General features: G+C 44.0%; 19 protein-coding genes and 2 pseudogenes. 8 read left to right on the top strand and 13 right to left on the bottom strand.

The annotated features are described in order from the left end of the window. Window positions 1-431: 431 nt before the first annotated feature. Complete coding sequence (locus RM347_RS14970; protein ID WP_322716698.1) at window positions 432-2,660, top strand: hybrid sensor histidine kinase/response regulator; 2,229 nt, start codon at window positions 432-434, stop codon at window positions 2,658-2,660. Window positions 2,661-2,719: 59 nt separating this feature from the next. On the opposite strand, the gene RM347_RS14965 is transcribed toward RM347_RS14970, so the two are convergent. From RM347_RS14965 to RM347_RS14955, 3 genes are all read right to left on the bottom strand, one after another. Beyond that, window positions 2,720-3,163, bottom strand: coding sequence for a GNAT family N-acetyltransferase (locus RM347_RS14965; protein WP_322716699.1), 444 nt, complete (start codon window positions 3,161-3,163; stop codon window positions 2,720-2,722). A 171-nt stretch (window positions 3,164-3,334) separates the two neighbouring features. After that, window positions 3,335-6,391, bottom strand: coding sequence for an L-glutamate gamma-semialdehyde dehydrogenase (gene pruA / locus RM347_RS14960; RefSeq protein ID WP_322716700.1), 3,057 nt, complete (start codon window positions 6,389-6,391; stop codon window positions 3,335-3,337). 68 nt (window positions 6,392-6,459) lie between these two features. After that, the gene (locus RM347_RS14955; protein ID WP_322716701.1) at window positions 6,460-6,618 is read right to left on the bottom strand and encodes a hypothetical protein; all 159 of its coding nucleotides are present in this window, start codon (window positions 6,616-6,618) and stop codon (window positions 6,460-6,462) included. Between the two features lie 129 nt (window positions 6,619-6,747). On the opposite strand from RM347_RS14955, the gene RM347_RS14950 reads away from it, so the two are divergent. Further along, on the top strand, window positions 6,748-7,398 hold the full coding sequence (locus tag RM347_RS14950) for an HD domain-containing protein (RefSeq protein WP_322716702.1): 651 nt from the start codon (window positions 6,748-6,750) through the stop codon (window positions 7,396-7,398). A 97-nt stretch (window positions 7,399-7,495) separates the two neighbouring features. Here the strand turns inward: RM347_RS14950 and RM347_RS14945 are convergent, their stop codons facing one another. The 7 genes from RM347_RS14945 to RM347_RS14915 form a co-directional block, all read right to left on the bottom strand. Further along, window positions 7,496-8,221, bottom strand: coding sequence for a HEAT repeat domain-containing protein (locus RM347_RS14945; RefSeq protein WP_322716703.1), 726 nt, complete (start codon window positions 8,219-8,221; stop codon window positions 7,496-7,498). A 170-nt stretch (window positions 8,222-8,391) separates the two neighbouring features. Next, window positions 8,392-9,237, bottom strand: a complete 846-nt coding sequence (locus RM347_RS14940; RefSeq protein WP_322716704.1) for a HEAT repeat domain-containing protein — start codon at window positions 9,235-9,237, stop codon at window positions 8,392-8,394. Next, the gene (locus RM347_RS14935; RefSeq protein WP_428850557.1) at window positions 9,237-9,509 is read right to left on the bottom strand and encodes a phycobilisome linker polypeptide; all 273 of its coding nucleotides are present in this window, start codon (window positions 9,507-9,509) and stop codon (window positions 9,237-9,239) included. Before RM347_RS14935 ends, RM347_RS14940 begins: the two co-directional genes overlap by 1 nt. 67 nt (window positions 9,510-9,576) lie before the next feature. After that, entirely contained in the window at window positions 9,577-10,446 is an 870-nt protein-coding gene (locus RM347_RS14930; RefSeq protein ID WP_322716706.1) for a phycobilisome linker polypeptide, read from the bottom strand. Window positions 10,447-10,570: 124 nt separating this feature from the next. Next, on the bottom strand, window positions 10,571-11,383 hold the full coding sequence (locus tag RM347_RS14925) for a phycobilisome linker polypeptide (RefSeq protein ID WP_322716707.1): 813 nt from the start codon (window positions 11,381-11,383) through the stop codon (window positions 10,571-10,573). Window positions 11,384-11,546: 163 nt separating this feature from the next. Continuing rightward, a complete protein-coding gene (gene cpcA, locus RM347_RS14920) occupies window positions 11,547-12,038 on the bottom strand; it encodes a phycocyanin subunit alpha (protein ID WP_012411562.1) in 492 nt (163 codons plus the stop codon). A gap of 87 nt (window positions 12,039-12,125) precedes the next feature. Beyond that, window positions 12,126-12,647 (bottom strand): phycocyanin subunit beta, encoded by a 522-nt coding sequence (locus RM347_RS14915; RefSeq protein ID WP_322716708.1) that lies wholly within the window; start codon window positions 12,645-12,647, stop codon window positions 12,126-12,128. A 528-nt stretch (window positions 12,648-13,175) separates the two neighbouring features. Between RM347_RS14915 and RM347_RS14910 the strand changes: the two are divergent. After that, a pseudogene (locus RM347_RS14910) lies at window positions 13,176-13,352 on the top strand (transposase); the annotation flags it as partial. An 86-nt stretch (window positions 13,353-13,438) separates the two neighbouring features. After that, a pseudogene (locus RM347_RS14905) lies at window positions 13,439-13,759 on the top strand (transposase); the annotation flags it as partial. Window positions 13,760-13,947: 188 nt separating this feature from the next. Here RM347_RS14905 and hpnH read toward each other — a convergent pair. The 3 genes from hpnH to RM347_RS14890 form a co-directional block, all read right to left on the bottom strand. Continuing rightward, window positions 13,948-14,967 (bottom strand): adenosyl-hopene transferase HpnH, encoded by a 1,020-nt coding sequence (hpnH, locus tag RM347_RS14900; RefSeq protein WP_322716750.1) that lies wholly within the window; start codon window positions 14,965-14,967, stop codon window positions 13,948-13,950. 99 nt (window positions 14,968-15,066) lie between these two features. Continuing rightward, window positions 15,067-16,050, bottom strand: coding sequence for a hopanoid-associated sugar epimerase (gene hpnA, locus RM347_RS14895; RefSeq protein ID WP_322716710.1), 984 nt, complete (start codon window positions 16,048-16,050; stop codon window positions 15,067-15,069). Beyond that, the gene (locus tag RM347_RS14890; RefSeq protein ID WP_322716711.1) at window positions 16,050-18,749 is read right to left on the bottom strand and encodes an efflux RND transporter permease subunit; all 2,700 of its coding nucleotides are present in this window, start codon (window positions 18,747-18,749) and stop codon (window positions 16,050-16,052) included. The genes hpnA and RM347_RS14890 overlap by 1 nt, the downstream gene beginning before the upstream one ends. Between RM347_RS14890 and RM347_RS14885 the strand changes: the two genes are divergently transcribed. From RM347_RS14885 to RM347_RS14870, 4 genes are all read left to right on the top strand, one after another. Next, a complete protein-coding gene (locus tag RM347_RS14885) occupies window positions 18,719-18,865 on the top strand; it encodes a hypothetical protein (RefSeq protein WP_334770718.1) in 147 nt (48 codons plus the stop codon). The two genes, RM347_RS14890 and RM347_RS14885, sit on opposite strands and share 31 nt — an antisense overlap. Before the next feature lie 178 nt (window positions 18,866-19,043). Continuing rightward, window positions 19,044-19,217: a hypothetical protein gene (locus RM347_RS14880; RefSeq protein ID WP_322716712.1), complete on the top strand. Its 174-nt coding sequence runs from the start codon at window positions 19,044-19,046 to the stop codon at window positions 19,215-19,217. After that, window positions 19,210-19,899, top strand: a complete 690-nt coding sequence (locus RM347_RS14875; protein ID WP_322716713.1) for a phosphorylase — start codon at window positions 19,210-19,212, stop codon at window positions 19,897-19,899. Before RM347_RS14880 ends, RM347_RS14875 begins: the two co-directional genes overlap by 8 nt. Window positions 19,900-20,415: 516 nt before the next feature. Beyond that, on the top strand, window positions 20,416-22,128 hold the full coding sequence (locus tag RM347_RS14870; protein WP_322716714.1) for a putative bifunctional diguanylate cyclase/phosphodiesterase: 1,713 nt from the start codon (window positions 20,416-20,418) through the stop codon (window positions 22,126-22,128). Window positions 22,129-22,131 lie beyond the last annotated feature (3 nt).

The following is a 22,131-nucleotide window of genomic DNA, read 5'->3' as shown; positions in this document are numbered from 1 at the left end:
CATCTTTCTCTAGGAGAATCAAGGGCGTTTTGGTACTCAGCACTTAGCAATAAATTTAACTGGGGATTGGAGACTGGGGATTAAAGATTAAGAATTAAGGGTTAAAGATTAAGGAAACTTTTTCCCAGTCCCAGACCTAAATTCAAAATATTATACTAATTAACAGGATCTTTACTTTAACGTAGAATTACTTGATAGTAGAATTCTTTTAAATGTTAATTATACCCTGGAAAAAAACATTGGCATGAAGTAACGGAAGTGATGTGCAAAATCTAGGTTAGAACTCATTATCCAGAATTACTAAGATTTGATTATAAAAATTATCCTTTCCGGTTAGGAAAAACCATATCAAGTAACTGTAGTTATACAAAGACAGTTCTACTTTTTTCGTAGAAGTGCAAGGCAAAGTTATTTCTTCTTGAGGTCAACTAATGCAGGTGGTGTCAGCTAGAGATATTACAGAGCACAACCAGGCCCAAGAGGCTTTACAAATCAGAGAAGATAGTCGGCGAAAACAAAGCCAGACGCTGGTGCAACTGGCAAGAAGCAAGACATTTCAGCAAGGTAATCTCAATGCGGTGTTGAGGGAAATCACAGAAACTGCTGCTCGGACGCTCTTAGTAGAGCGAGTTGGCGTATGGTTATATAATGAAGAACATTCAAAAATTGAATGCATTGATTTGTATGATGTGAGGACTAAGGAGCATACCTTTGGTAACTCGCTTTTAAAAACAAATTTTCCTGCTTATTTCCAGGCTTTAGAAGAGGAACGTAGCATTGCCGCGCATGATGCCAGAAACGATACCAGAACTCAAGAATTATTCGAGTCTTATCTTTCAGTTTTGGGCATCACATCCTTGCTGGATGCACCGATTTGGCTAGAGGGTCGTTTGGTAGGCGTAGTGTGTCACGAACACATAGGCGAAAATCGCCAATGGACTTTGGAAGAAGAGACTTTTGCTGGCTCGATTGCAGATTTCGTGACACTGGCTATAGAAGCGAACGAGCGAAACATCGTACAGGAAGCACTGCGACAGAGTGAAGCGCAATTTCGGGCGATTTTTGAGCGTTCTTCTATCGGCATTGGACTTATAAATATGAAAGCGCAGATAGTCGATACTAATCTGGCACTGTGCGAGATTTTAGGATACAGCCGAGAAGAGTTATACGGCAAGCGCTTTGCAGATTACATTCTCATAGAAAGGGGAGATTTAAAACTTTACAAACAACTGATGTCAGGAATTCGCACAGACTTAAAGAGAACTTCGAGGGCCGGTTTACAACCCTCCAAACATCAGAAACAGCTTGTCGAAAGACATCGTATTGAGATGGAAAGACGCTGCCTGCATCAAAATGGTAGCTTAGTTTGGACTCATATCTCTGTTTCTGTTATACCAGGCAGCAATGGTGAACCTGAGTTTTTTCTAGCGATGATTGAGGATATTACTGAACGCAAGCAAACAGAATTGAAACTACGTGCCTCTCAAGAAGCAGCAGAAGCTGCCAGTCGGGCAAAAAGTGAATTTTTAGCAACTATGAGCCATGAGTTGCGGACGCCTCTAAATGCGATTATGGGTTTGTCGCAGTTGCTGCAACAAGAAATAGTTGGATCTCTCAATGAAAAGCAGAACGAATATGTAAGTTGTATATATAGTAGTGGCGAACATCTGCTGGCACTGATTAACGATATCCTTGACTTATCTAAGGTAGAAGCAGGCAAAGAGGAACTGTTACTCTCACCTTTGCCAGTGTCAGATTTATGTAATTATGCCATCTGGACAGTGCGCGATCGCGCCTTAGAAAAGGGATTACAACTCACATATCAAATTGACCTAGAAGCGAATATTTGTATTGCTGATGAACGGCGCATCAAGCAAATGCTACTCAACCTACTCACCAATGCCATTAAATTCACCCCAGCCGGTCAGGTATCGCTGGTAGTCAAAAAAGTACCGCAAGGGATAACGTTTACAGTTTCAGATACTGGAATTGGTATAGACTCAAATCAGTTTCAATTTCTATTTGAACCGTTTAAACAGCTTGACAGTCGGTTAAATCGGCAGTACGAAGGTACTGGTTTGGGTTTAGCTTTAACACGCAAATTAGCGCGTTTGCATGGTGGAGATGTTACCGTGACATCTACTTTGGGAGAAGGTAGTCAGTTCACTCTGTTTCTACCAAATCCAGTGCATTCAGGAGATTGGGGAGATGATACAGATGAGATAGATGATACAGAGGAGGGAGGAAATTTTACCTTGTCCTCCTTGTTCTCCTCTTCCCCAGTCATCCACAGCAATAAAACCATTTTGCTTGTGGAAGAACAGGAAAATACTGCCACAGTGTTGCAAGATTATCTCCACACAATTGGCTACCAAGTCAAGTGGATAGATAATGGGAACGACTTTTTAAAACAGGTGCAAAACCTCCAACCGGATTTAGTTTTTTTCGATTTCCAGTTAATCAGGGATGATCGGATATTGAATTTGCTGAATATCCTTAGACAAGAGCCTTATTGGGAAGATTTGCCGATTGTAATGATGACCTTTAGCGAACCTTTAGAAGAGGAAATTACCAAGCTGCCAGTTAATGTTAATGACTATCTGATCAAGCCAATTCGGATAATCCAGCTAGAGTCAATATTGATGCGATATTTGAGTTAGTTGTTCATAACAGTACCTTTTTTTCATGAACAATTAGTGAAAAAATATATAGTATATTTTTACTTTGACTGTGAGAACTTTTTCCTCATTGTCACATGGGGAATACTGCCTTCTTCAAATATTTCTCCTTCTTCTACAAAATGCAATTTTTTGTATAAATCTTTTACATATTCTTGGGCGTGAATCACTACTTCTGAAATATTTTTGTTAGCTATCACCTGTAGGGCATTTTCCATAATTTTCTTACCAATACCCTTCCCTCTAACTGTAGATAAAACAGCAAGCCTTTCTACTTTGGCAGTTTTATCATCTAAATATCTAATTCTGGCAGTAGCCACAGCTTGTACATTTACAGCAATTAGATGATCGGATATTTCATCTTTGCCATCAAATTCTAAAGCGGGATCTACCCCTTGTTCATCTTGAAAAACTGATTTTCTAATTGCTTTAATTGCGGTAAATTCTTCAGGTAATTCAGCAATTTTTATAACTAAATTACTCATTAAACTCTCTCTATGCTTCCTATCTATTGTAGTTTGACGTGAGTTCGACGAACCTGTCCCTGCCTTGAACTAAACATCCCTCTCCGAGTTAGAGAGGGATGTTTTTACTTAGTAAAATCAGGGAGAGGTGTTTTAGACGGACACTATATGAGCCGTCGAATTCAGATTAGTCTAATCTGCACCTTCAATTGGTGCAAAACCTTGGCGCTGAATATTTTCTGTCACCGCCCGTGGTTCGAGGAATTGCAGGAGGTAATCAGGGCCGCCTGCTTTAGAACCTACTCCAGAAAGTTTGAATCCACCAAAGGGTTGGCGTCCAACGATCGCTCCTGTAATATTGCGGTTGATATACAAATTCCCGACTTCAAATTCTGTCTGCGCCTGCTGAATGTGCGAAGGTGTTCTAGAGTAAAGTCCTCCAGTCAAAGCGTAGTTAGTTCCATTGGCGACTGCTAAAGCTTCCTGGAAATCTTTCACCCGAATTACCGCCAGCACAGGGCCAAAAATTTCTTGTTGGGAAATTACCGCATTTGGCGATACTTCACTAAAGATGACAGGGCCGATAAAATATCCTTGTTCGGGTGCGGGTAATTCCAAGGCTACCTCTGCTTCTGCCTTACCCTTCTCAATATACTCGCGGATGCGATCGCGGGCATTAGCATCAATCACCGGCCCAACTTGTGTACTCGGTAACTCTGCTTCCCCAATGTTCAAGGATTTTGTCGCTTGTGCCAACCGCTCCACAAAGGTATCATAAATCGGTTGCAGCACAATCACCCTGGAGGCGGCAGAACATTTTTGGCCGCTGTAACCAAACGCCGACTGCACTACCCCCACAACTGCTTGATCTAAATCAGCACTTTCATCCACGATAATGGCATTCTTGCCGCCCATTTCAGCAATCACCCGTTTCATGTGCTTTTGTCCGGGTTTTAAGATTGCCGCCTCTGCGTAGATTCTACAGCCGACTTCCTGAGAACCTGTAAAAGCAATTACATGAGTATCTGGATGATTTACCAAATAAGCGCCGACTTGCGAACCCTTACCAGGTACGTATTGAAATACACCTTTGGGAAACCCAGCATCTACCAAAATTTCTGTGAGTTTCGCTGCAATCACAGAAGATGTTTCCGCAGGTTTGAGGAGAGTGCAATTGCCTGAAACCAAAGCTGCAACCGTCATTCCACAAGCGATCGCTAGCGGGAAATTCCAGGGAGAAATTACTACAGCAATGCCTCGTGGCTGATAGATATAATGATTAGTTTCACCAGGAATGTCATAACTAACACCTTTATCTAACCGTTCTATCTCGTCAGCGTAGTACCGACAGAAGTCTATCGCTTCGGAAACCTCTCCATCAGCTTCCTTAACTGGTTTCCCAACTTCCAAAACTATCCAAGCTGAAAGTTCAGCGCGGCGGAGTTCCATCAAATCACCCGCTTTCCGCAAAATATCAGCGCGTTGTTTAGCTGGGGTTTTCTTCCACCCAGGAAACGCCGCTTTGGCAGCTTGCATCGCCTGTTCTGCTTGTTCAACGCTAATCAACCCAACTTTACCAACTACCTCACTGAAATTAGAAGGATTGAGAGAATCAACAAATTCCGGTGTATTGACATATTCCCCATTAATCAGTGGCAAATAAGTTTTACCCAACTGTTGGCGAACACTTTGGAAAGCTTGAGCAGATTTTCTTCTCGTCTCTTCCTCAGCATAATCGGTATCAGCCGCACCAGAGAAATGAGAGTGAGGAGTTTGGAGAGACGGGACGCCAGTCGCTACAACGGGGGGAACCCCCGCAACGCGCTGGCTCATTAATCGCGTCTGTACGTTAGGAGTTGCAGAGTTCTTCTCCTCTTTGACAATCGGCGGCGCTAATAATTCCTCAATCGGACGATTTTCGAGATTTTGCCGGAGAAAAGAACTATTAGCCGTATTTTCCAACAACCGCCGAATTAAATACGCCATTCCAGGTAATAATTCACCGTAAGGACAGTAAACTCTCACCCGATAACCCTTGTCAACCAATGCCTTGGCAACTTTATCACCCATACCGTAGAGGACTTGCAATTCAAAGCGACGGCGGGGGACATTTAAACTTTCAGCTATGGCAATGGCGCGAGAGTGCGATCGCACATTATGGCTACCAATGGCAGAATACACATATTGATGATTTTCTAGCAATAACTGAGTGATGGTTTCAAAGTTAGCATCAGTTGCCGCTTTGTCGTTGTAAACTGGCTGTGGCCAATGCTTTTGGGCTGCTTTGATAGTTTCCTGATCCCAATAAGCGCCTTTCACCAAGCGAATTGTCAGGGGATAACCACGTTCTTTCAACCAAGAAATTAGGTCTTTGGTATCTTGCTCACTATCACGCAGATATGCTTGAATTGTCATCCCAACATCTGTGCGTTGCCGAAACTCTTCTTCTAGTAAGAGCTTTTTCAAGATGCTGAAAGTTATGTCTTTGTAGGCATACTGTTCCATATCAAAATGGACAGCTGCGCCTAATTCTTTAGCACGACGTAGGAGAATACGAATGCGATCGCTAACTCGCTCCTCACTACCTTTAGCATCTAGAGGGTCAAATTGGGAATAAAACGCTGTTAACTTAACAGAAACCTGAACTTTTGGTATTGGTTCGCCATCAGCCTCATCAATAGCCGGGATAGCTGACCAATTCTTCGATGCTTCCACCAATTGTTGCATTAGTTCTAGATAGCGTTCTAGATAAGACTGCGCTTCGGCTTCGGTAATTACCGCTTCACCAAGTAAGTCGATGGTGAAAGCCATTTTCTCTTTTCGCAGTCGTTCAACTGTTTTGATGACTTGTTTAATATTTTCCCCAGAAATATATTTATGGGCAAGAGTCTCAACTGCTGTACCAACAGTTGTAGCAGCAACTTGTCCTGGCATAGAATCGGGGTTAGCAAAGTTTAGCATTCCCTTCAAAGCTGCCGGCAATTCTACAGATTCATCTCCTAGATATTCTTGTAAATGTGAGGCAATTTCTGATTTACTGTGCAAAGCAGGTAGCGTATCTATAAAGCGAAATAGTTGCACTCGCAACCCAGGATTACTCATCGCCCAAGCTAGTAATTTATCGTCCCACCGCATTTGATCCCGCAGGGAAGAAAAAAACGAACGATTTTCCTGCGTTGCTGCTAGAAGTTGTTTAGCAATTTCTTGGGTTTTAGCTTCGTAGGTGCTTGTTTGTACTTGTAATACCACTGATAATAAACTCCGTTAATCAAGGCAAGGCTTTTTGTACAAAGCCTGTGTCTTCTATTTTGACGCTTTCATTTAGCTGTCACCATATCTAGAACGTAGGATGGTTCAGTGGATGGTTCAGTTTTTGCCTGGAGGATATTTGAACACGGTGTGAAATAGCCAACGCCAGTTTGTGCTGGACAATTTTTAGTTAAGGGAATCGACAAGAAAGCTATCGAAACAAGCAACAGGAGGAAAATGTTTCCCCTCTTTCTCCTAGCAAAGTTTGAAGATGAGGTTCTACCTGAAGTCTTCTACTGCTGTTTTAACAGGATGTACTTGTTTTTTCCAATACTAAGAATGGGTATACTGCCTCTATGCCTACAGAAAACTTTATGGATATTTTATTTTCTAACTGGCAACACACACTCCAACCCTTTGGAGTTGACCAGGTAGCGGCTGAGAAAGCCTTTCATGACTTGGTTGCAGCTTACTCTACCTCTGGTCGCTACTACCATACACTGAAACACATTGATCGCGTCCTCAGCACAATTGAGATTTTGCAAGGCTACACCAACAACCTAGCTGCTGTTCAACTTGCTGCCTGGTTTCACGATGTAGTTTATGACACTCAAGCTCAAAATAATGAAGAACGAAGCGCAGACTATGCTTTTAAATTGCTGAGTAATTTGGGTATTCCAGAAAGTACTATAACTACTGTCACCCGTCTCATTCTAAATACTAAAGACCACCAAGCTGCGGTGGATGACTATGATAGCCAAGTCCTACTTGATGCAGATTTAGCGATTTTGGCTACTAACCAAGTGGAGTATGGAGAATATGCCCATGCCATTCGTCAGGAATATGGCTGGGTGGCAAAGGCAGATTATATCACAGGTCGTCAGCAGGTTTTAGAAAGATTTTTACAGCGATCGCGTATCTACTTTACGCCTTTAATGTTGGAGTTCGCCGAACCATCTGCCCGTGGCAATATCCAGGGAGAAATTCAGTTTTTATTGTCTGGTTAGTTTTACAGTGATTTTTATTTAGATGCAACACCCGCTAGGGGCGCACAGCGATGCACCCCTACGACAAACTTGTATTCCGTTATAAATTTGGAATTGCTTAACGTCTGCCACCACCACGATGAGGCACTTCAATTTCAGTCTCTTGTAGCTTTCTTCTAGGTGCAAACACTTCTTGATCTTGCTGCTGCTGAATTTTTTCCTGTGCAAACTTGACACGGGTACGAACTCCCAGATCAACATCTGTATCAAGCATTTGCTGAAGTTGATTTGTAATCCGTGATGCTTGATCGGGTAAAGTGACTGCTATGGCAATGGCTAGTGTTTCTAAACTCGTCACTACTGCATAGCGCACTATCCACTCTGGATCTTGAGAAATTAGTAATAGTGCCTCTAATACCTGAGTCTGAATAGATTCTAGTTTCTCAGGCGGTACTTGATGCCAGCGCAAAGTGCCTAATCCCCTAGCAGCCGCTCGTCGCACACTTAAGGAAAAATCAGTTTTTGCTGCCTCTAACAAGGTATCTAGCGCTCGGACATCGCCAATTCCCGCTAAGGCACGAATAGCCCAGGCTCTAGCACTGTAGTTATAGTCATCAATTAGTTCCAATAGTGACGGTACTGCGGCTTCTCCGATCGCAATCAGCCCATCTACTGCCGCCACTGCCGCCCCTGGATTGTTGTAGCCCAAAGCAGCAATCAGAGTGGGAACAGATTCCTCTATACCAGCTGCTGCTAACTCTTGAACTGCGTCTAATAAGCGATCCGAGGAGTCTGCTTCTTGCACAGCACGGATCAATATTTGGGCAAGGTCACTGTTATTCATAATAATTTTTCATGAGTCATTAGTGGTCAGCCAATTGTAGCTTAAGTTCTGCGTAGTTGATATCATACATAAACCCCCTAGCCCTGATTTTGTGGTTGGGTTGGGGGTTTACGTGTAGTAAGCATTTTGTTTAAACGTATCAATGAAAACTCATTATCTAGAACTTAGGACTACAACAGCGAGTCCATCAAATTCATCACTTTAATTGCACCTGCTGACAAAGTGCTTGTTGCTGTATGGTTAACTTGATGTTCTAGTAATGCTTTAAGAGAAATTAGCTTCAGGCTATTTTCAGCAAGAGTCTCGGCGATCGCATCTGCTGCGGGTAGATAGCCAATCGCTCCCAAATCTGCTAAAACTGCTCGACGCAATTGCAATTTCTCTCCCGCCAAAGCTTTTACTAACCGTTCTCCATAAACTGGTTCTTGGGTTAATTGATACATGGCTCGTGCGGCAGCATATTGCACCAATTCGATTGGGTGCTCTAAGTATGGCTTTACTAAAGGGATGTACTCGGTCGCCCTCAAGGCTCCCAAGGCTTCTAAAATGGCCTCGTAGGGTTGAGATAAATCAGGCTGCTTTGATATGAGCTGCTCTCCCTGCAAGCCAACTTTTAATAGCTCGATCAGGGCAGAAATACAAACCGGATCGCCCAGCATCTCTAAAGATTGCGCCGCTGCTTCCCGTACATAAAAATCTGAGCAGTCTAAACACCTAATTAAAGGTGATACTGCCTGGCGATCGCCAAGTTTCCCTAAGGCCCGAGCTGCGTTCCGTCGCAGAGGATATCCGCCTTCTGGTGTCCTATCTGCTTCATCCTCTAACGCTTTGATCAATCCTGTAACCGCAGCTGCTTCACCTATGCGAAACCTGCCTAACCACCAGGCAGCATAAAACCGCAGACCTAAATCTGTACTCTCAAGATTAGCGATCGCTTGCTCTACTGTTAAAGATTCACCGTCGGCATTGTCACCTGTTGGTGATAAATCTTCAATTTTCTGCGGACTGGAATTCATTATGAAGAAGGAGGATCGCTTTGTTCGCTATTTGTTTGAGCTTCAGCGTTTAATGGCTGAATGCTGACTATTTTGCCACCCAAGCGAGTAATCCGCTGCATTTCTTGATTCATCCGGTTCTCAGGTACTGTGAAAAACACAGTGGCACTAGAACGAATGGGATAGTTGGTTTTTTCAGTTTCTTCGCTTTGGCGCAGACCTACTACTTCATACCGAAAGTAGCGACTACTCGTTCTACTACTAATTGAGCCAACCATAAAATTAATTCCCAATTTCAAATTGTCATTAGTCCTTTGTCCTTAATAATGACTAATGACTAATGACTATTGACAAATGACATTAAAGCGGCTTCACACTAGCTATTTTACCACCTTGTTTTACCACTCTCTGGAAGTAACTAGATAGTTCTTCATAGGGGATAATCACCGCTTGATTGACACGGCGTGTGCTAGGATACCCAGCTCCAAAAACGCCTGCCACTTCGATACGGTAAAGTCTGCCTTCTTTACCAAAAGTTCCCGCACCACCGAAAGTACTGTTGGGGGTAACGCCTTTTTCAGAAGCAACGTATGAAAAGCCTGAAGGACCACCAGAGGGAGGAACAACGACGGATGCACTATTACGACCTAGTTCGCTAGCAAGGCGGGAGGACTTGCCTTTGAGTTGGGAGGTATCGCTACTGGCATAGCCGCGATAAAGTTGGAATATCCGGCTAAATCCGACAGTTTTCTGTCCTGTTTGAGTTTGAAAGCCGCGATAGTAAGGCACTATATTTTCACCAAAGTTAGATTGATACTCTGGCGAATCAATATAAGAATCAATGTCAGCTTCGTATCCCTTGTTTTGGTACAAGTCTAAGTGATAGACCACGTCAGACTCATCATAGGGGGCACGACCCAACAAATGTTTATAGTTCAGTTCGATGACGCGAGTTTGGAAATTGTCGTAGAAAAACTTGGATTTGTACAGTTCTGATTTAGCTACTTGACGCACAAACTCTTGGACTGTATTTTTCCCATCGCGCAGGATGGATTCAGCACTTGTAAGGCGGTCAGATGCCAATATGTAGTTGTTGCCCAATACCTGACGATAGACGGCAGCAATTACTCTCTCAATGTCTTCTTTGGTTGCATTAGGACGCAATTCCACAGGAGACTGATCGCTAAAAGGTTCCGTTCCCAGACGGGAAGCTGCTGTTGTAATAGCCATTGGTAATTTTCCTTTTGTAATTGGTAATTGGGGACTAAGAATTAGGGATTGGGGATTAGGTATTGGGAAAACTCTTCCCCAATCCCCAGCCCCCAGCCCCCAGTCCCAAGTCCCCAGTCCCTATTTATACGGCTGTAATGCTAATAACCTTACTGCCCTTGCGATTCAACTGCTGCAATTTACTAGAAAGTTGCTCGTAGGGTACGATCAATTCCGCAGTACCCCGCCGCACTACAGTTGAGTTCGGGGAAGCTGCTTGTAACACTCTGATGCGGTATGTTTCCCCACGACCACCTGTAGAGAGGCCTGTTAAGGCTCCGGTGGAGACTGGGTAAATGGGTGAAGCTAGATTCTTAGCTACTTCCCAGGTTAGCCGTCCTTGTTTTTGTCCTTGAGCGCGATCGCTATTGGCATAACCCCGATAAAGTTGGAACAGTCGGCCAAATCCAACGTTTTTCAGTCCTACTTGACTTTTAAAGCCTCGATAGTAGGGCACAATATTTTCGCCAAAACTCTCTTGATATTCTAATGAGTCAATGTAGGAATTAATCTCAGCTTCATAACCTTGTGAGTTGTAAAGCTCAACATGGTACGAAATCTCTGACTCATCTTCCGGGGCACGCCCCAATAAATGCTTATAATTCAACTCGATAAACCGAGTTTGTGAGTTGGAGTGGAAAAACTTATCTCGATAGAGTTCCGATTGAGCAATGGCTAGCACAAATCCCCGTACGGTGATTGCACCTTGTTGCAACAGTGATTCTGCACTCTCTAGACGCTCTCCTTCTAGTAGATATGCATTACCCAAAACCTGACGGTAAGCCGCCCGGATAACCACTGCCACATCCGCTTCTGTTCTATCGGGACGTAGTTCTACCAGTGCTGAGTTTTCAAATGCTCCAATTCCTAACCTTGCTGCTTGTCCCAAAGCCGCCATCTTTAACCTCCTCAGTTTTAACTGCAAAACTGAAAATTTTTTAGAAAAATTTTTTTCTAGTTTTTTAACAGTCTTTTGAAAATAAAACTGCCCGGAGAGGTAAACAACTCATAGAACTCACTTGTCATAAGAGCTGATTTCCTCTCCGGGCTAAAGAAACACTCTAGCTTAGAGTATTGATTACATAGTCGATGTAAGAATTAGCTTCAACAGCTGGATCGCCGCTTAGACCGTGGTTAGCTTTGATGTACTTGAGAGCTTCAATGTACCAGCTAGGAGATAGGTCAAAAGTCCGGTTGATTTCAGCCAAGCCAGAAATCAAGAAATCATCCAAGGGGCCTGTGCCACCAACAACTAAAGCGTATGTGATAATCCGCAAGTAGTAGCCGACATCACGTACACATTTGCCTTTGCCGCGTGCATCTGACGCGAAGTTGGGGCCTTGTTGTTGAGTGGTGTAAGGGAACTTGTTATACACTGCTTGAGCAGCACCTTCGGTCAAGCGTTGAGCATTAGCACTTAATGCTTTTGCTGCTTGTAAGCTAGCTGGTGCTTGACGGAAGCGACCAAAAGCAACTTGAATTTCGGTGCTGCTGAGGTAGCGACCTTGGGAGTCAGCTGATGCAATTGCTTCCGTGAGAGGTGTTTTTGTCATTTTGGTATTTCCCTTTTACAAACTTTTGGTTGAAATTTTGTTTTGTCCTAATGGACAATTATTTAGTCGATAGCACCAATACCTGGCTTAAGCTACCGCAGCAGCAGCACGATCAAAATAGCTAGCTATTTCAGATGTCAGAGCGCTGCAATCTCCTCTGGTGATGTTGTTTGTATCGTTGACAATAGCCAAGGAAGCTGCTTTCAGCTTTTGAATACCAACAGCAACTGAAGCTCCTGGGGTTCCCAATGCTAAGTAGGTTTCACGCAAGCCATTGAGGGCGCGGTCATCTAGCACGCTGGAATCACCAGCAAAGATAGCGTATGTGATATAGCGAAGAATGATGTCCAAGTCTCTGATACAAGCAGCTGCACGACGGCTGGTGTAAGCATTACCACCGGGAGTGATCAATTGGGGTTGTTCTGCCCACAAATCACGAGCCGCAGCAGCAACAAGAGCTGACGCATTGCTGGTAATACGGTTAACAGCATCTGCACGCTTGTTACCATCTTTGACTAGTTCGCTCAATGCATCTAATTGTGCATCGGAGAGATATTCCCCACGGGTATCAGCTTGGGAAACCACTTTTGCAAATGCATCTAAAACCATTGCGTTAAATCTCCTAATTTGCTTGGTTAAGAATAATTGGACTCAAAACTGAATGGTTCAGTTGATTTTTGATGTCAGCACTGCCTGACGAGTTACGAAAGGTTTAAAACAGACATCCAAGAAATAAGTTTACGATCTCCAGGCTTTCAGATTAAAACTTTTGTTAAAAAACTTCAAACTTCTGTGAATGACTGGAAAACCTGATTAAGATGTTGTTTTTTACTTCCAAGTTCCCTTTATACAATGCTGCCGCATCATTATTTATTACAAATTATTGTTATGTTTGTTAATTTCATTTACATAAGTTAACATTTCCTTTCTTGAGTTTATGAGAAGTTTGGTACAGGACGGTAGAAATAACTATCCAGATGAAAAAAGCTAAAATTCCGAGCAAATAAACAGTATCAATTGTGTTTTTTGGCACTAAATATCTAGGCTGTTACGGAGAGCTTCGAGTAATCTTATAGACCTCTTGCAAAAGTCCCTAACACCCCACCCTGCTCTTCGGGAGGGGAGACAAAGCGTAGCTTTGACGGTTTAGCCTCTCGTGGAAAAACTTCCGTGGATTGGTTCTTTGGTTTTAAGCTTCACATTATAGTCAATGAGCTTGGTCAACTCTTAAATGTGACTTTGACTCCTGGTAATATTGATGACCGTAAACCCGTTCCCGATTTACTGTGTGGTCTTTTTGGAAAAATCTTTGGCGTTAGCGTACCCCTTCGGGGAAGCAAGCTACGCGCAGCGTCTCGTAGAGAAGCTTACGTTCGCGTAGCGTTCCGAAGGAAAGGTATCGCGGCTATGTTTCCGAAAAACTTGCTTCTCAACTTTTGGAAGAGTTCGGAATCCAATTTTTTGCCAAACCCCGTCGCAACATGAAAAATAAGCTGATGCTTCTTCATGACTTGCTTTTGTCACGTAAACGTTCAATTATTGAAACCATTAACGACCAACTCAAGAACATTTCCCAGATTGAACATTCTCGGCACCGATAGCGAAGCGGTAGCTGGTACCCCGGCGTCAGTCCCGTTAATTTTTGCGTTCATGTTCTGTGCGGATTAATCGCTTATTGCCATCAACCAAAGAAACCTAGCCTTCAGATGGAGTGGGTTTGATCACAACCTGCTTAACCCGAACTCAGGTTAAAAAAATTAATATTCAGGAAGCTGTGCTGACACCTGAACAGTATGCCGCAATTACTCCAGAATCAATTAGTCAAATGTAGCTTTCAAGGATTAGAGGGTGCGTAGGCGTAGCCCGCCGCAGGCATCGCACCCTCTAAGTATGTAGCATTTACTAATTATTAGCTCCTGCCAAACACACTGCCAAGGGCACGCGCCATATTTTGCGGTTGCATTGCATCCATTGCGGCGGTGGGTTCGTAGCCGCAGTGAACCATACAATCGGCACACTTAGGATTACCACTAGCCCGGCCGTATTGACTCCAGTCAGTTTGTGCCAGTAATTCCTTGAAGGTAGAGTAATAACCTTCGTTCAGGAGATAGCAAGGTTTTTGCCAACCGAGAACGCTATAACTAGGGCTACCCCAAGGCGTGCATTCGTAGTCCTTCTCACCAGTGAGAAAATCTAGGAACAGCGGATTGTGATTGAAGTTCCAATTTTTTTCACCAGCTTTGTATGGAGCCAGAATTTCTCGGAAGAGGGCGCGTGTTTGTTCACGGTGGAGAAAATGATCTTGATCTGGTGCCCACTCGTAACTGTAACCGGGAGAAATCATCATCCCGTCAGTATTTAGTGTGTCCAGAAAGTTGAAGAACTCTTGCATATCTTTGGGTTTAGTCCCCTCAAATATAGTGGTGTTAGTTGTCACACGAAAGCCTTTAGCTTTAGCAGCGCGAATAGCTTTGACAGCAATATCAAAAACACCTTTGCGATCGACACACTGATCGTGCAACTCGCGCATTCCATCTAAATGCACGCTAAAAGTCAGGTAAGGAGAAGGTTGAAACTTATCCAGACTCTTTTCTAATAACAAACCATTGGTACACAAGTAAATATATTTCTTGCGCTCAATTAATCCTTGGACAATCTCATCAATTTGAGGATGGAGCAGAGGTTCTCCCCCAGGAATTGAGACAACTGGTGCGCCGCACTCTTCCACTGCGGCAAAGCACTGTTCTGGGGTGAGATTTTGCTTTAAAATTTCCTTTGGATGTTGGATCTTACCACAACCAGTACAAGCTAGATTACACCGAAAAAGAGGTTCCAACATCAATACTAAGGGGAAGCGTTTACGTCCTTTCAAGCGCTGAGTAACAAGATACTTCCCAATATCCATAGCTTGTTGTAGATTAACTGCCATTGTTGCGATCGCTCCTCTTTTAAATATAAAAACACCACGATAGGGGCGCACATCTGTGCATCCCTACATATTGCATCCACAGGTAAATCGCTAGATTTATCATTTAACGTAACCCTGAGCAACAAACCAATCCACAGCATCCTTGAGTGCCGCCTTCAGCGGAGATTGAGGTAGACCCAACTCTCGGACAGCCTTGGCGGCATCGTAATACATAGGTTGTTTCGCCATCCGAACGCCATCCAATGGCACTGAGGGCGATTTCCCCAGTGGTGCGAGAACCTTTTCATCAACCCAGGCAACACTAAGGGGTAACCAAGTAGGTACAGTTCGTTGAGGTGCGCTGAGGCCTGTGATATCGGCGAGTTGTTCGAGTAGTTGCTTTAGACTGAGGTTTTGGTGACCTAAGATATAGCGATCGCCTGATTTACCCCGCTGCAAGGCCAGTAAATGCCCCCATGCCACATCCCGCACATCAATAAAATTCAAACCAGTATCTAAGTAAAAGGGCATTTGCCGTCGTAAAAACCGCAAGATTATATCACCCGTGGGGGTAGGTTTGATATCCAACGAGCCAATTGGGCTGCTGGGATTAACTATAACTACCTCCTGACCTGTCGCAACGGCTTGTATGGCTTCTTGTTCAGCCAGAAATTTAGACTTTTTGTAGTCACCCACTAACTTTTCTAAGGGACTCTGATGTGTTTCATCCACAACTTCCCCTGATGATCCTACCCCAATTGCCGCAACCGAACTGGTGTAAACAGTGCGCTCAATCCCAGCTTTACGAGCTGCTGCCAACACATTGCGCGTACCCAAGACATTGTGACGGTGGAGTAATTCTCGGTCTCTTTGCCACAGGGAATAATGGGCTGCCACATGAAATAGGTATTGACAACCAAGCATCTGTTGCCAAAGAGTTGGTGAATTCAAATCACCTTTGACAATTTCCACATCTAAACCGCGTAGATTCTCCAAATTGCTGCTATGGCGTACCAGTGCTTTGACTGTGTAACCCTGTTGCAGCAACAATCGTACCAAATGAGCACCAATAAAACCCGTACCCCCTGTAACAAAAACCTGCATCAAGCTGTCCCCCTGTTCTTAAATCGGGGAAACCAATCATCCAAAATGGTGTATACTACCGGCACAACAATCAAGCTGAGGATAGTTGAAGTTACGAGTCCACCAGCGATCGCTACAGCCATAGGCGATCGCAATTCCGAACCAGCACCCAAACCTAAAGCGATCGGTAGCATTCCTAAAATAGTGGAGGCCGTGGTCATCATAATTGGTCTGAGGCGCACTAGTCCGGTGTTGAGGATCGCTTCGGTGCGGTCTAAACCAGCGTTGCGTAACTGGTTGATATAATCCACAAGTAAAATGGCATTTTTATTTGCCAGCCCCAGCAAAAAGACGAAACCGATCAGTGAGATCATGCCAAAGTCGCTCTTGGTGATTAGTAGCGCCAACATTGCCCCCACCAGTGCCAAAGGTAAAGAGACACCAATAACCAGAGGATCTACCCAGCTTTTGAACAACAAAATTAGTACCACAACAATGCACAGGGCAGATAGAGCCAAAGTACTGCCGAAACTGCTAAAAACCTTATTTTGGTTAGCAGAGTCTCCCCCTAAATTTAAGGAAACATTAGACGGTAACACCGCGTTTGCTTCAGCTACCACTTTGTCAGTGGCATCACCCAAAGACAGATCCTTGCCAAGATTAGCACTGATGTAGGCCACCCGCTGATTATTCAGACGTTCGATCTGAAAAACCGTGCCCTGTGAATTCGTTTCACCTGTAACTGTGACATCAGCGAATCCCGGTAGCCTCTGAATTCTCTCTTTAATTGCTTTGACTGCTTTGCTTAGAGCTTGGAGATTATCACCTTGTAATGCTATTTGCAGGGGTTTTTGACCGCCGGAATCGACAAATTGAATATCTTCAACACTAGTAGTTACGCCAGAAAGAGTAGGTAAGGAGGAGCGCAATTGGTCTTGTAGTTCCGCAGTGGTAATTGTACGGTCTTCCTGTAACTTTACATATAGTGTCCCTTTATTCGGCTCACCCTCACGAGAACCAACAGTGGTAAATACTGTTTCAACTGCTGGTGATTTTCTCACAACCTCTTCTATTTTCTTCGCAACCTCAAGAGAATCGTTCAAGGGATTAGGGATTGGGGATTGGAGATTGAGGATTGGGGATTGGGAATTGGGAATATCGCTCCCTTGTCCTCCTTGCCCCCCTCTGCCCAAATCAGGGATACTCGGCAAAGGAGCTGTATAAGCAATATTAAATTCGCCGCGATCGAGTTTGGGAATAAACCCTTTCGGAATTAGTGGAATCAGCGCTATACCTGCAATGAAGCTGAGTACAGCTAACCCAATAACTATCTTGCGGTGATTCAAAGACCAACTCAGCAAGTTTCTGTAAAATTGGGTAAACGCCACCCAGATTTTGGCTTCCCGACGCGGAGAGAGTGAGGATTTAGGTTTCAGCCAGTAGATAGCCAGAACTGGAGATAACGTCCGAGCAACTAGCATAGAAGCAAGCATCGCCGCTGAAACAGTGATGCCGAAAGGCTTAAAGAACTGACCGATGACACCACCCATCAAACCTATGGGTAGAAAAACTGCTACTGCTGTCAAAGTAGCGGCGGTGACTGTCAACCCAATCTCATTTGTCGCTAAAAGCGCCGCTTGGCGAGGAGTTTCCCCATCTTCGACGTGTCGCATGATGTTTTCCACATCCACGATCGCATCATCAACAATACTACCAATCACCAAAGCTAAAGCCAGCAGGGTAATTGTTTCCAGGTTAAAGCCGAAAATCGCCATGACGATAAACGTCGCCAACAAAGACGTAGGAATCGCCAAGGCAGAGATGAGAGTCGCCCGCCAATTCCACAAAAAAGGGAAAATTACCACTATTGACAACAAGACTGCTTCCAGCAAAGCATCGATGGTTGACTGGGTGGCTTGGCGGATATATTCGGCTTGGGTGGCGGCTAAGGTGAGGTTGACATCCTTGAGGGTAGAGCGTAGCCTTTGAACTTCTTTCTCAACCTGACTCACTACTTCCAAAGTGTTAGCGCTACCGCGTTTGATTACCTGAAATGCCAGTGCATCTTGACCATTAAACCGTACTAATGTCGCCCCTGCTTGGGGGACAGCGGCACTCGCACTCGTTGGATTTAAAGGAGGAGTTGCAGTAGCAGCGCCCAGTAGTGAGACTTTTAATACTCCTGGGAGTTTAGCGATCGCACCTACAATCTCATCCTTCGCCAACTTCGTCAAATCTGTGAGATTCCGCGATGGACTCTGAATGGCATAGCTAATGGCGGCTGACTCGTTTAGATTCAGGGGAATAATTTTGGAAGTTGCTCCCTGAGGCAAAGTCAACTGCTTGAGGGCAGTTTCAACCTTTTTGGTCGATGTTTCTAAATTAGTTCCAACGGCAAAAGAAAGGGCAACGGCTGTTTGACTAGGATAGGTGGATGAGCGGATATTCTCCAGTCCTTCTAGGGAGCGGAGGCGTTCTTCCAAAGGTTGGGTGAGCTTCGCCTCTGTATCCAGGGCAGTTGTCAGGGGGGCTGTAGCATTTACAACCACCACTGGAAAGGTAATATCTGGAAACAAGGCATACTTAAGGGAACTGAAAGCCAGAACACCAGCTACCGTTACGGCAATCCAAAAACTCACCGTCAGCCACGAAAATTGAATCGCCAATTTGGAAATATTGAAGAGTTCTCGTGCGGATTTTGAGTTATCAAGCTTTACCATCTTGGAAAATTATCGTGTGGGTGACACAATTATTTAGTCATGCTACAGCAATCACCTTCGGTTTGCGAGTTTTGGTCACCACCAAACGGCAATATTACTTATTGTCACTCAGCTAGAGCAAAATTTTTAATACAGAATGGAACTTGATACATGAAACTTGGTTCTGTTGAGCATAAGGAATTATTCTGCCGTAGCTTTCTGTAAAGCTACAGGGAATACGAGCCTGAATCTCTCCCGTGGCCAGATTTGGACGTTACAGCCTTGAGTTTCCTACGCAGTATTCTCTTCTGGGAGATGACATCTTTACCAAAGACCTCACAATCGAAAAATCAGCGACGGCGGATGAGCAAGTATGATCCCGGTTTACTCCAACCGCAATTACTACCTAGACTTGCCAGTATCGCTCTCCGCATCCATGAGTTAATACCCAAACGCAAACTTGAAACTTTTGAGAGGGCTAGTGCCTAACTTTTTGCCCATCAACACAATTCTGGTGCCTCAGGGAGCAGAATATAAAGCTGTGTGTCGCGGATTAAGCGGCGTTACTGGCTCCATCCCAACGGTAGTAGCCATACCTGTTGGGATGAAGCCTTTACTGAAATATCTGCAACAAGGACAATTTCTAACTCCAAAATCCAGGGTGCTGATTATGGGTATATGTGGCAGCTTGAGCGATCGCCACACAGTTGGTGATATTGTGCTGTATCAAGATTGTATTTATCAGGGAAAGCGGCAAGAATGCGATCGCCCTTTTACAGCACAATTGCACTCTTCAATATCAGATAAAGTGACCTTAGTCAAGTCATTAACAAGCGATCGCGTTATTTGGTCTGCTGCCGAAAAACGCCATTTAGGTGAAACTTTAGCGGCTGATGTTGTTGATATGGAAGGATTTACCGCCCTAGAGTTTTTCAATGCGGCTGGGGTGGCCGTGGCAATGCTGCGAGTAGTCAGCGACGATTGTCAGCACAATATCCCCGATCTCACACCAGCAATTAACTCTGATGGCTCCCTAAACCCTTTTCCTTTAGCGATGGAAATGCTTCGACAACCCCTTGCTGCTACTCGGCTGATTCGAGGTTCATTAACAGCATTAAAGGTATTAGAGCAAGTTACAAATCTGCTATTTTCTGGCTATAGCCCGAAATAATCTGTTGCGTCTTGAATTGCACACTTAATCATTTTGTGAAATCGAACCACAGATTAAGGGACTTGCAAATAAAAAAATATCCCATCGCTTTGATGGCAGGGGAGCAGGCTTGCCGTGAGCTTGTCCTGAGCGTAGCCGAACGGGAGCAAGGGGAGAGAAATTCGTTTTGATTTGCTGAAATTGGATAATTTATTTTTTGGAGTTCCCTAAACACGGTTATTTATCGGTGTTTATCTGTAGTTACTTTTGCTTTGATATCACGTTAATACAAACTAATAACTATTAATAGTGTAACAATCAATACAACTTTGATTTTGATTATGAAATTCCTTGTGGAATAAGTTTTACAAAAACTTTATCTTTATTCACATTAAGTAGAAAACTAAATTGGGAAGCATAATATATAACCTTATCAGGGTTGGGTTCCATAAGAGCTGATTCCACTGGATTGTAAACCAAAAATACTTTTTTGCCAGCATAGCTCGGAACTAATTTGCCAACTATCAAACAGAATTTATGAAGCTCAATCACAAGCTCTACTTGTACTCGTTCCTAGCTAATTTCGGATGGCTCAAGAAAAGTTACACCACTAAAATCATGTTGGTGGCATTTTTGGGCACTCATGTACCACTTCTGACTTTACTCTTCAGTTTCGTCATTTCAAACTCCTATTCCTTGGAGATGGCGGCGCGAGTTATGATCGTTGCTCTGTTGGCGACGTTAGTGGGTACAGCCGCCACCCTCTATGCGCTAAACCATCTCCTCAAACCGGTCATTTTGACATCTGCTGCATTGCAGAATTATCTGAACACCAAAACCCTACCTGAATTACCCACAGAATATGCTGATGAAGCGGGTACATTGATGGCGGATACTTCACAAACTCTTCATAAATTAGATGAGTTAATTCACTACATCACTAATTATGACGATCTGACTGGATTACCCAATCGTGATTTATTCAGCGATCGCGTCCATCAGACTCTATCCCAATCTGAAAACAACCAGCGCCTTGTCGCTGTTTTTTTGCTGGGTATTGATGATTTCACTGGTATGAGTCATGCATTGGAGCATCAGACAACAAATTTGTTGTTAAGAGCAGTTGCTCAGAGGTTATCAACTTGTATGCTGCAAACAGATATTCTTGCCCATTTGAGTGGAGATGAATTTGCCATTGCCCGCATGGACATTGTTTCTTTTGAAAGTGTGATTAAGCTATCTCAGCTACTGTTAAGTACCCTGAGCAAACCCTTTTCTATAGAGGGTAACTTGATTCATCTCACCGCTAGCATCGGCATCACAATTAATGTCCTAAACGATCGTAATAGCATATATCAACTCTTGCAACAGGCTCACATGGCACTGTATCAGGCGAAGCAGCAAGGGCGCAGCCAATACCATTTCTATTCGCCGGAAATTAATGCTCAGTTGCAGGAGCGACTGACCTTAGAAAATGAATTACATGGAGCACTGAAGCGCAACGAAATGCTGGTTTATTATCAACCTCTGATTGATTTACACAGCAGAAAAGTTACAGCTATGGAAGCGTTAGTTCGCTGGCAGCATCCTACTTTAGGTATGATTTCTCCAGCAAAGTTTATTCCGATTGCAGAAGCCAATGGTGCGATCGTACCAATTGGCGAATGGGTCTTGCGAACTGCTTGCGCCCAAAACCGTGCTTGGCAGCTTGCTGGATTTACCCCAATTCGGATATCTGTGAATCTGTCAGCTCGACAGTTTGAACAACCGTATCTGGTTGAGGTCATCAGCCAAATTCTTGAGGAGACTGAACTCAAAGCATCTGATCTAGAACTGGAAGTAACGGAAAGCTTCTTGATGGGTGACATTGAGCGATCGGTTAAAACCTTAAAAAAATTACGAGAACTGGGTATATGGTTGGCTCTAGACGACTTCGGCACCGGTTATTCGTCCCTGAACTACTTGAAGCGCTTCCCTGTGAACATGCTCAAGATTGATCGGTCATTTGTGCAGGATATCATGTCCAATCCTGATAGCGCCGCCGTTACTAATGCGATTATTGCCCTGGCGAAGAGCCTACGGTTGAGTATCACGGCAGAGGGTGTGGAAACCCAAGAACAGCTTGACTACCTGCGAATGCAGGGATGTGATGAAGGTCAGGGTTTTTACTTCAGTTGTCCTGTCCCCGCTGATATAATTGCCCCGATGTTGCAGAAAAGTTCTCAACAGATGGAGACAATTCCAGCATAGATA

It is taken from the genome of Nostoc sp. ChiQUE02 (assembly GCF_034531305.2).
Taxonomy (GTDB): Bacteria; Cyanobacteriota; Cyanobacteriia; order Cyanobacteriales; family Nostocaceae; genus Nostoc.
Note: the sequence above shows the minus strand (reverse complement) of the source record. Positions and strands in the feature narration are given on the sequence as shown.

Bases quoted from the DNA above. Each gene is read 5' to 3' on its own strand.
- RM347_RS14890 (WP_322716711.1), bottom strand. From the start codon at position 18,749: ATGGTAAAGCTTGATAACTCAAAATCCGCACGAGAACTCTTCAATATT.
- RM347_RS14930 (WP_322716706.1), bottom strand. From the start codon at position 10,446: ATGGCTATTACAACAGCAGCTTCCCGTCTGGGAACGGAACCTTTTAGC.
- cpcA (WP_012411562.1), bottom strand. From the start codon at position 12,038: ATGACAAAAACACCTCTCACGGAAGCAATTGCATCAGCTGACTCCCAA.
- RM347_RS14965 (WP_322716699.1), bottom strand. From the start codon at position 3,163: ATGAGTAATTTAGTTATAAAAATTGCTGAATTACCTGAAGAATTTACC.
- RM347_RS14950 (WP_322716702.1), top strand. From the start codon at position 6,748: ATGCCTACAGAAAACTTTATGGATATTTTATTTTCTAACTGGCAACAC.
- RM347_RS14915 (WP_322716708.1), bottom strand. From the start codon at position 12,647: ATGGTTTTAGATGCATTTGCAAAAGTGGTTTCCCAAGCTGATACCCGT.
- RM347_RS14880 (WP_322716712.1), top strand. From the start codon at position 19,044: ATGACATCTTTACCAAAGACCTCACAATCGAAAAATCAGCGACGGCGG.
- RM347_RS14925 (WP_322716707.1), bottom strand. From the start codon at position 11,383: ATGGCGGCTTTGGGACAAGCAGCAAGGTTAGGAATTGGAGCATTTGAA.
- RM347_RS14940 (WP_322716704.1), bottom strand. From the start codon at position 9,237: ATGAATTCCAGTCCGCAGAAAATTGAAGATTTATCACCAACAGGTGAC.
- RM347_RS14870 (WP_322716714.1), top strand. From the start codon at position 20,416: ATGAAGCTCAATCACAAGCTCTACTTGTACTCGTTCCTAGCTAATTTC.
- hpnH (WP_322716750.1), bottom strand. From the start codon at position 14,967: ATGGCAGTTAATCTACAACAAGCTATGGATATTGGGAAGTATCTTGTT.
- RM347_RS14970 (WP_322716698.1), top strand. From the start codon at position 432: ATGCAGGTGGTGTCAGCTAGAGATATTACAGAGCACAACCAGGCCCAA.
- RM347_RS14945 (WP_322716703.1), bottom strand. From the start codon at position 8,221: ATGAATAACAGTGACCTTGCCCAAATATTGATCCGTGCTGTGCAAGAA.
- hpnA (WP_322716710.1), bottom strand. From the start codon at position 16,050: ATGCAGGTTTTTGTTACAGGGGGTACGGGTTTTATTGGTGCTCATTTG.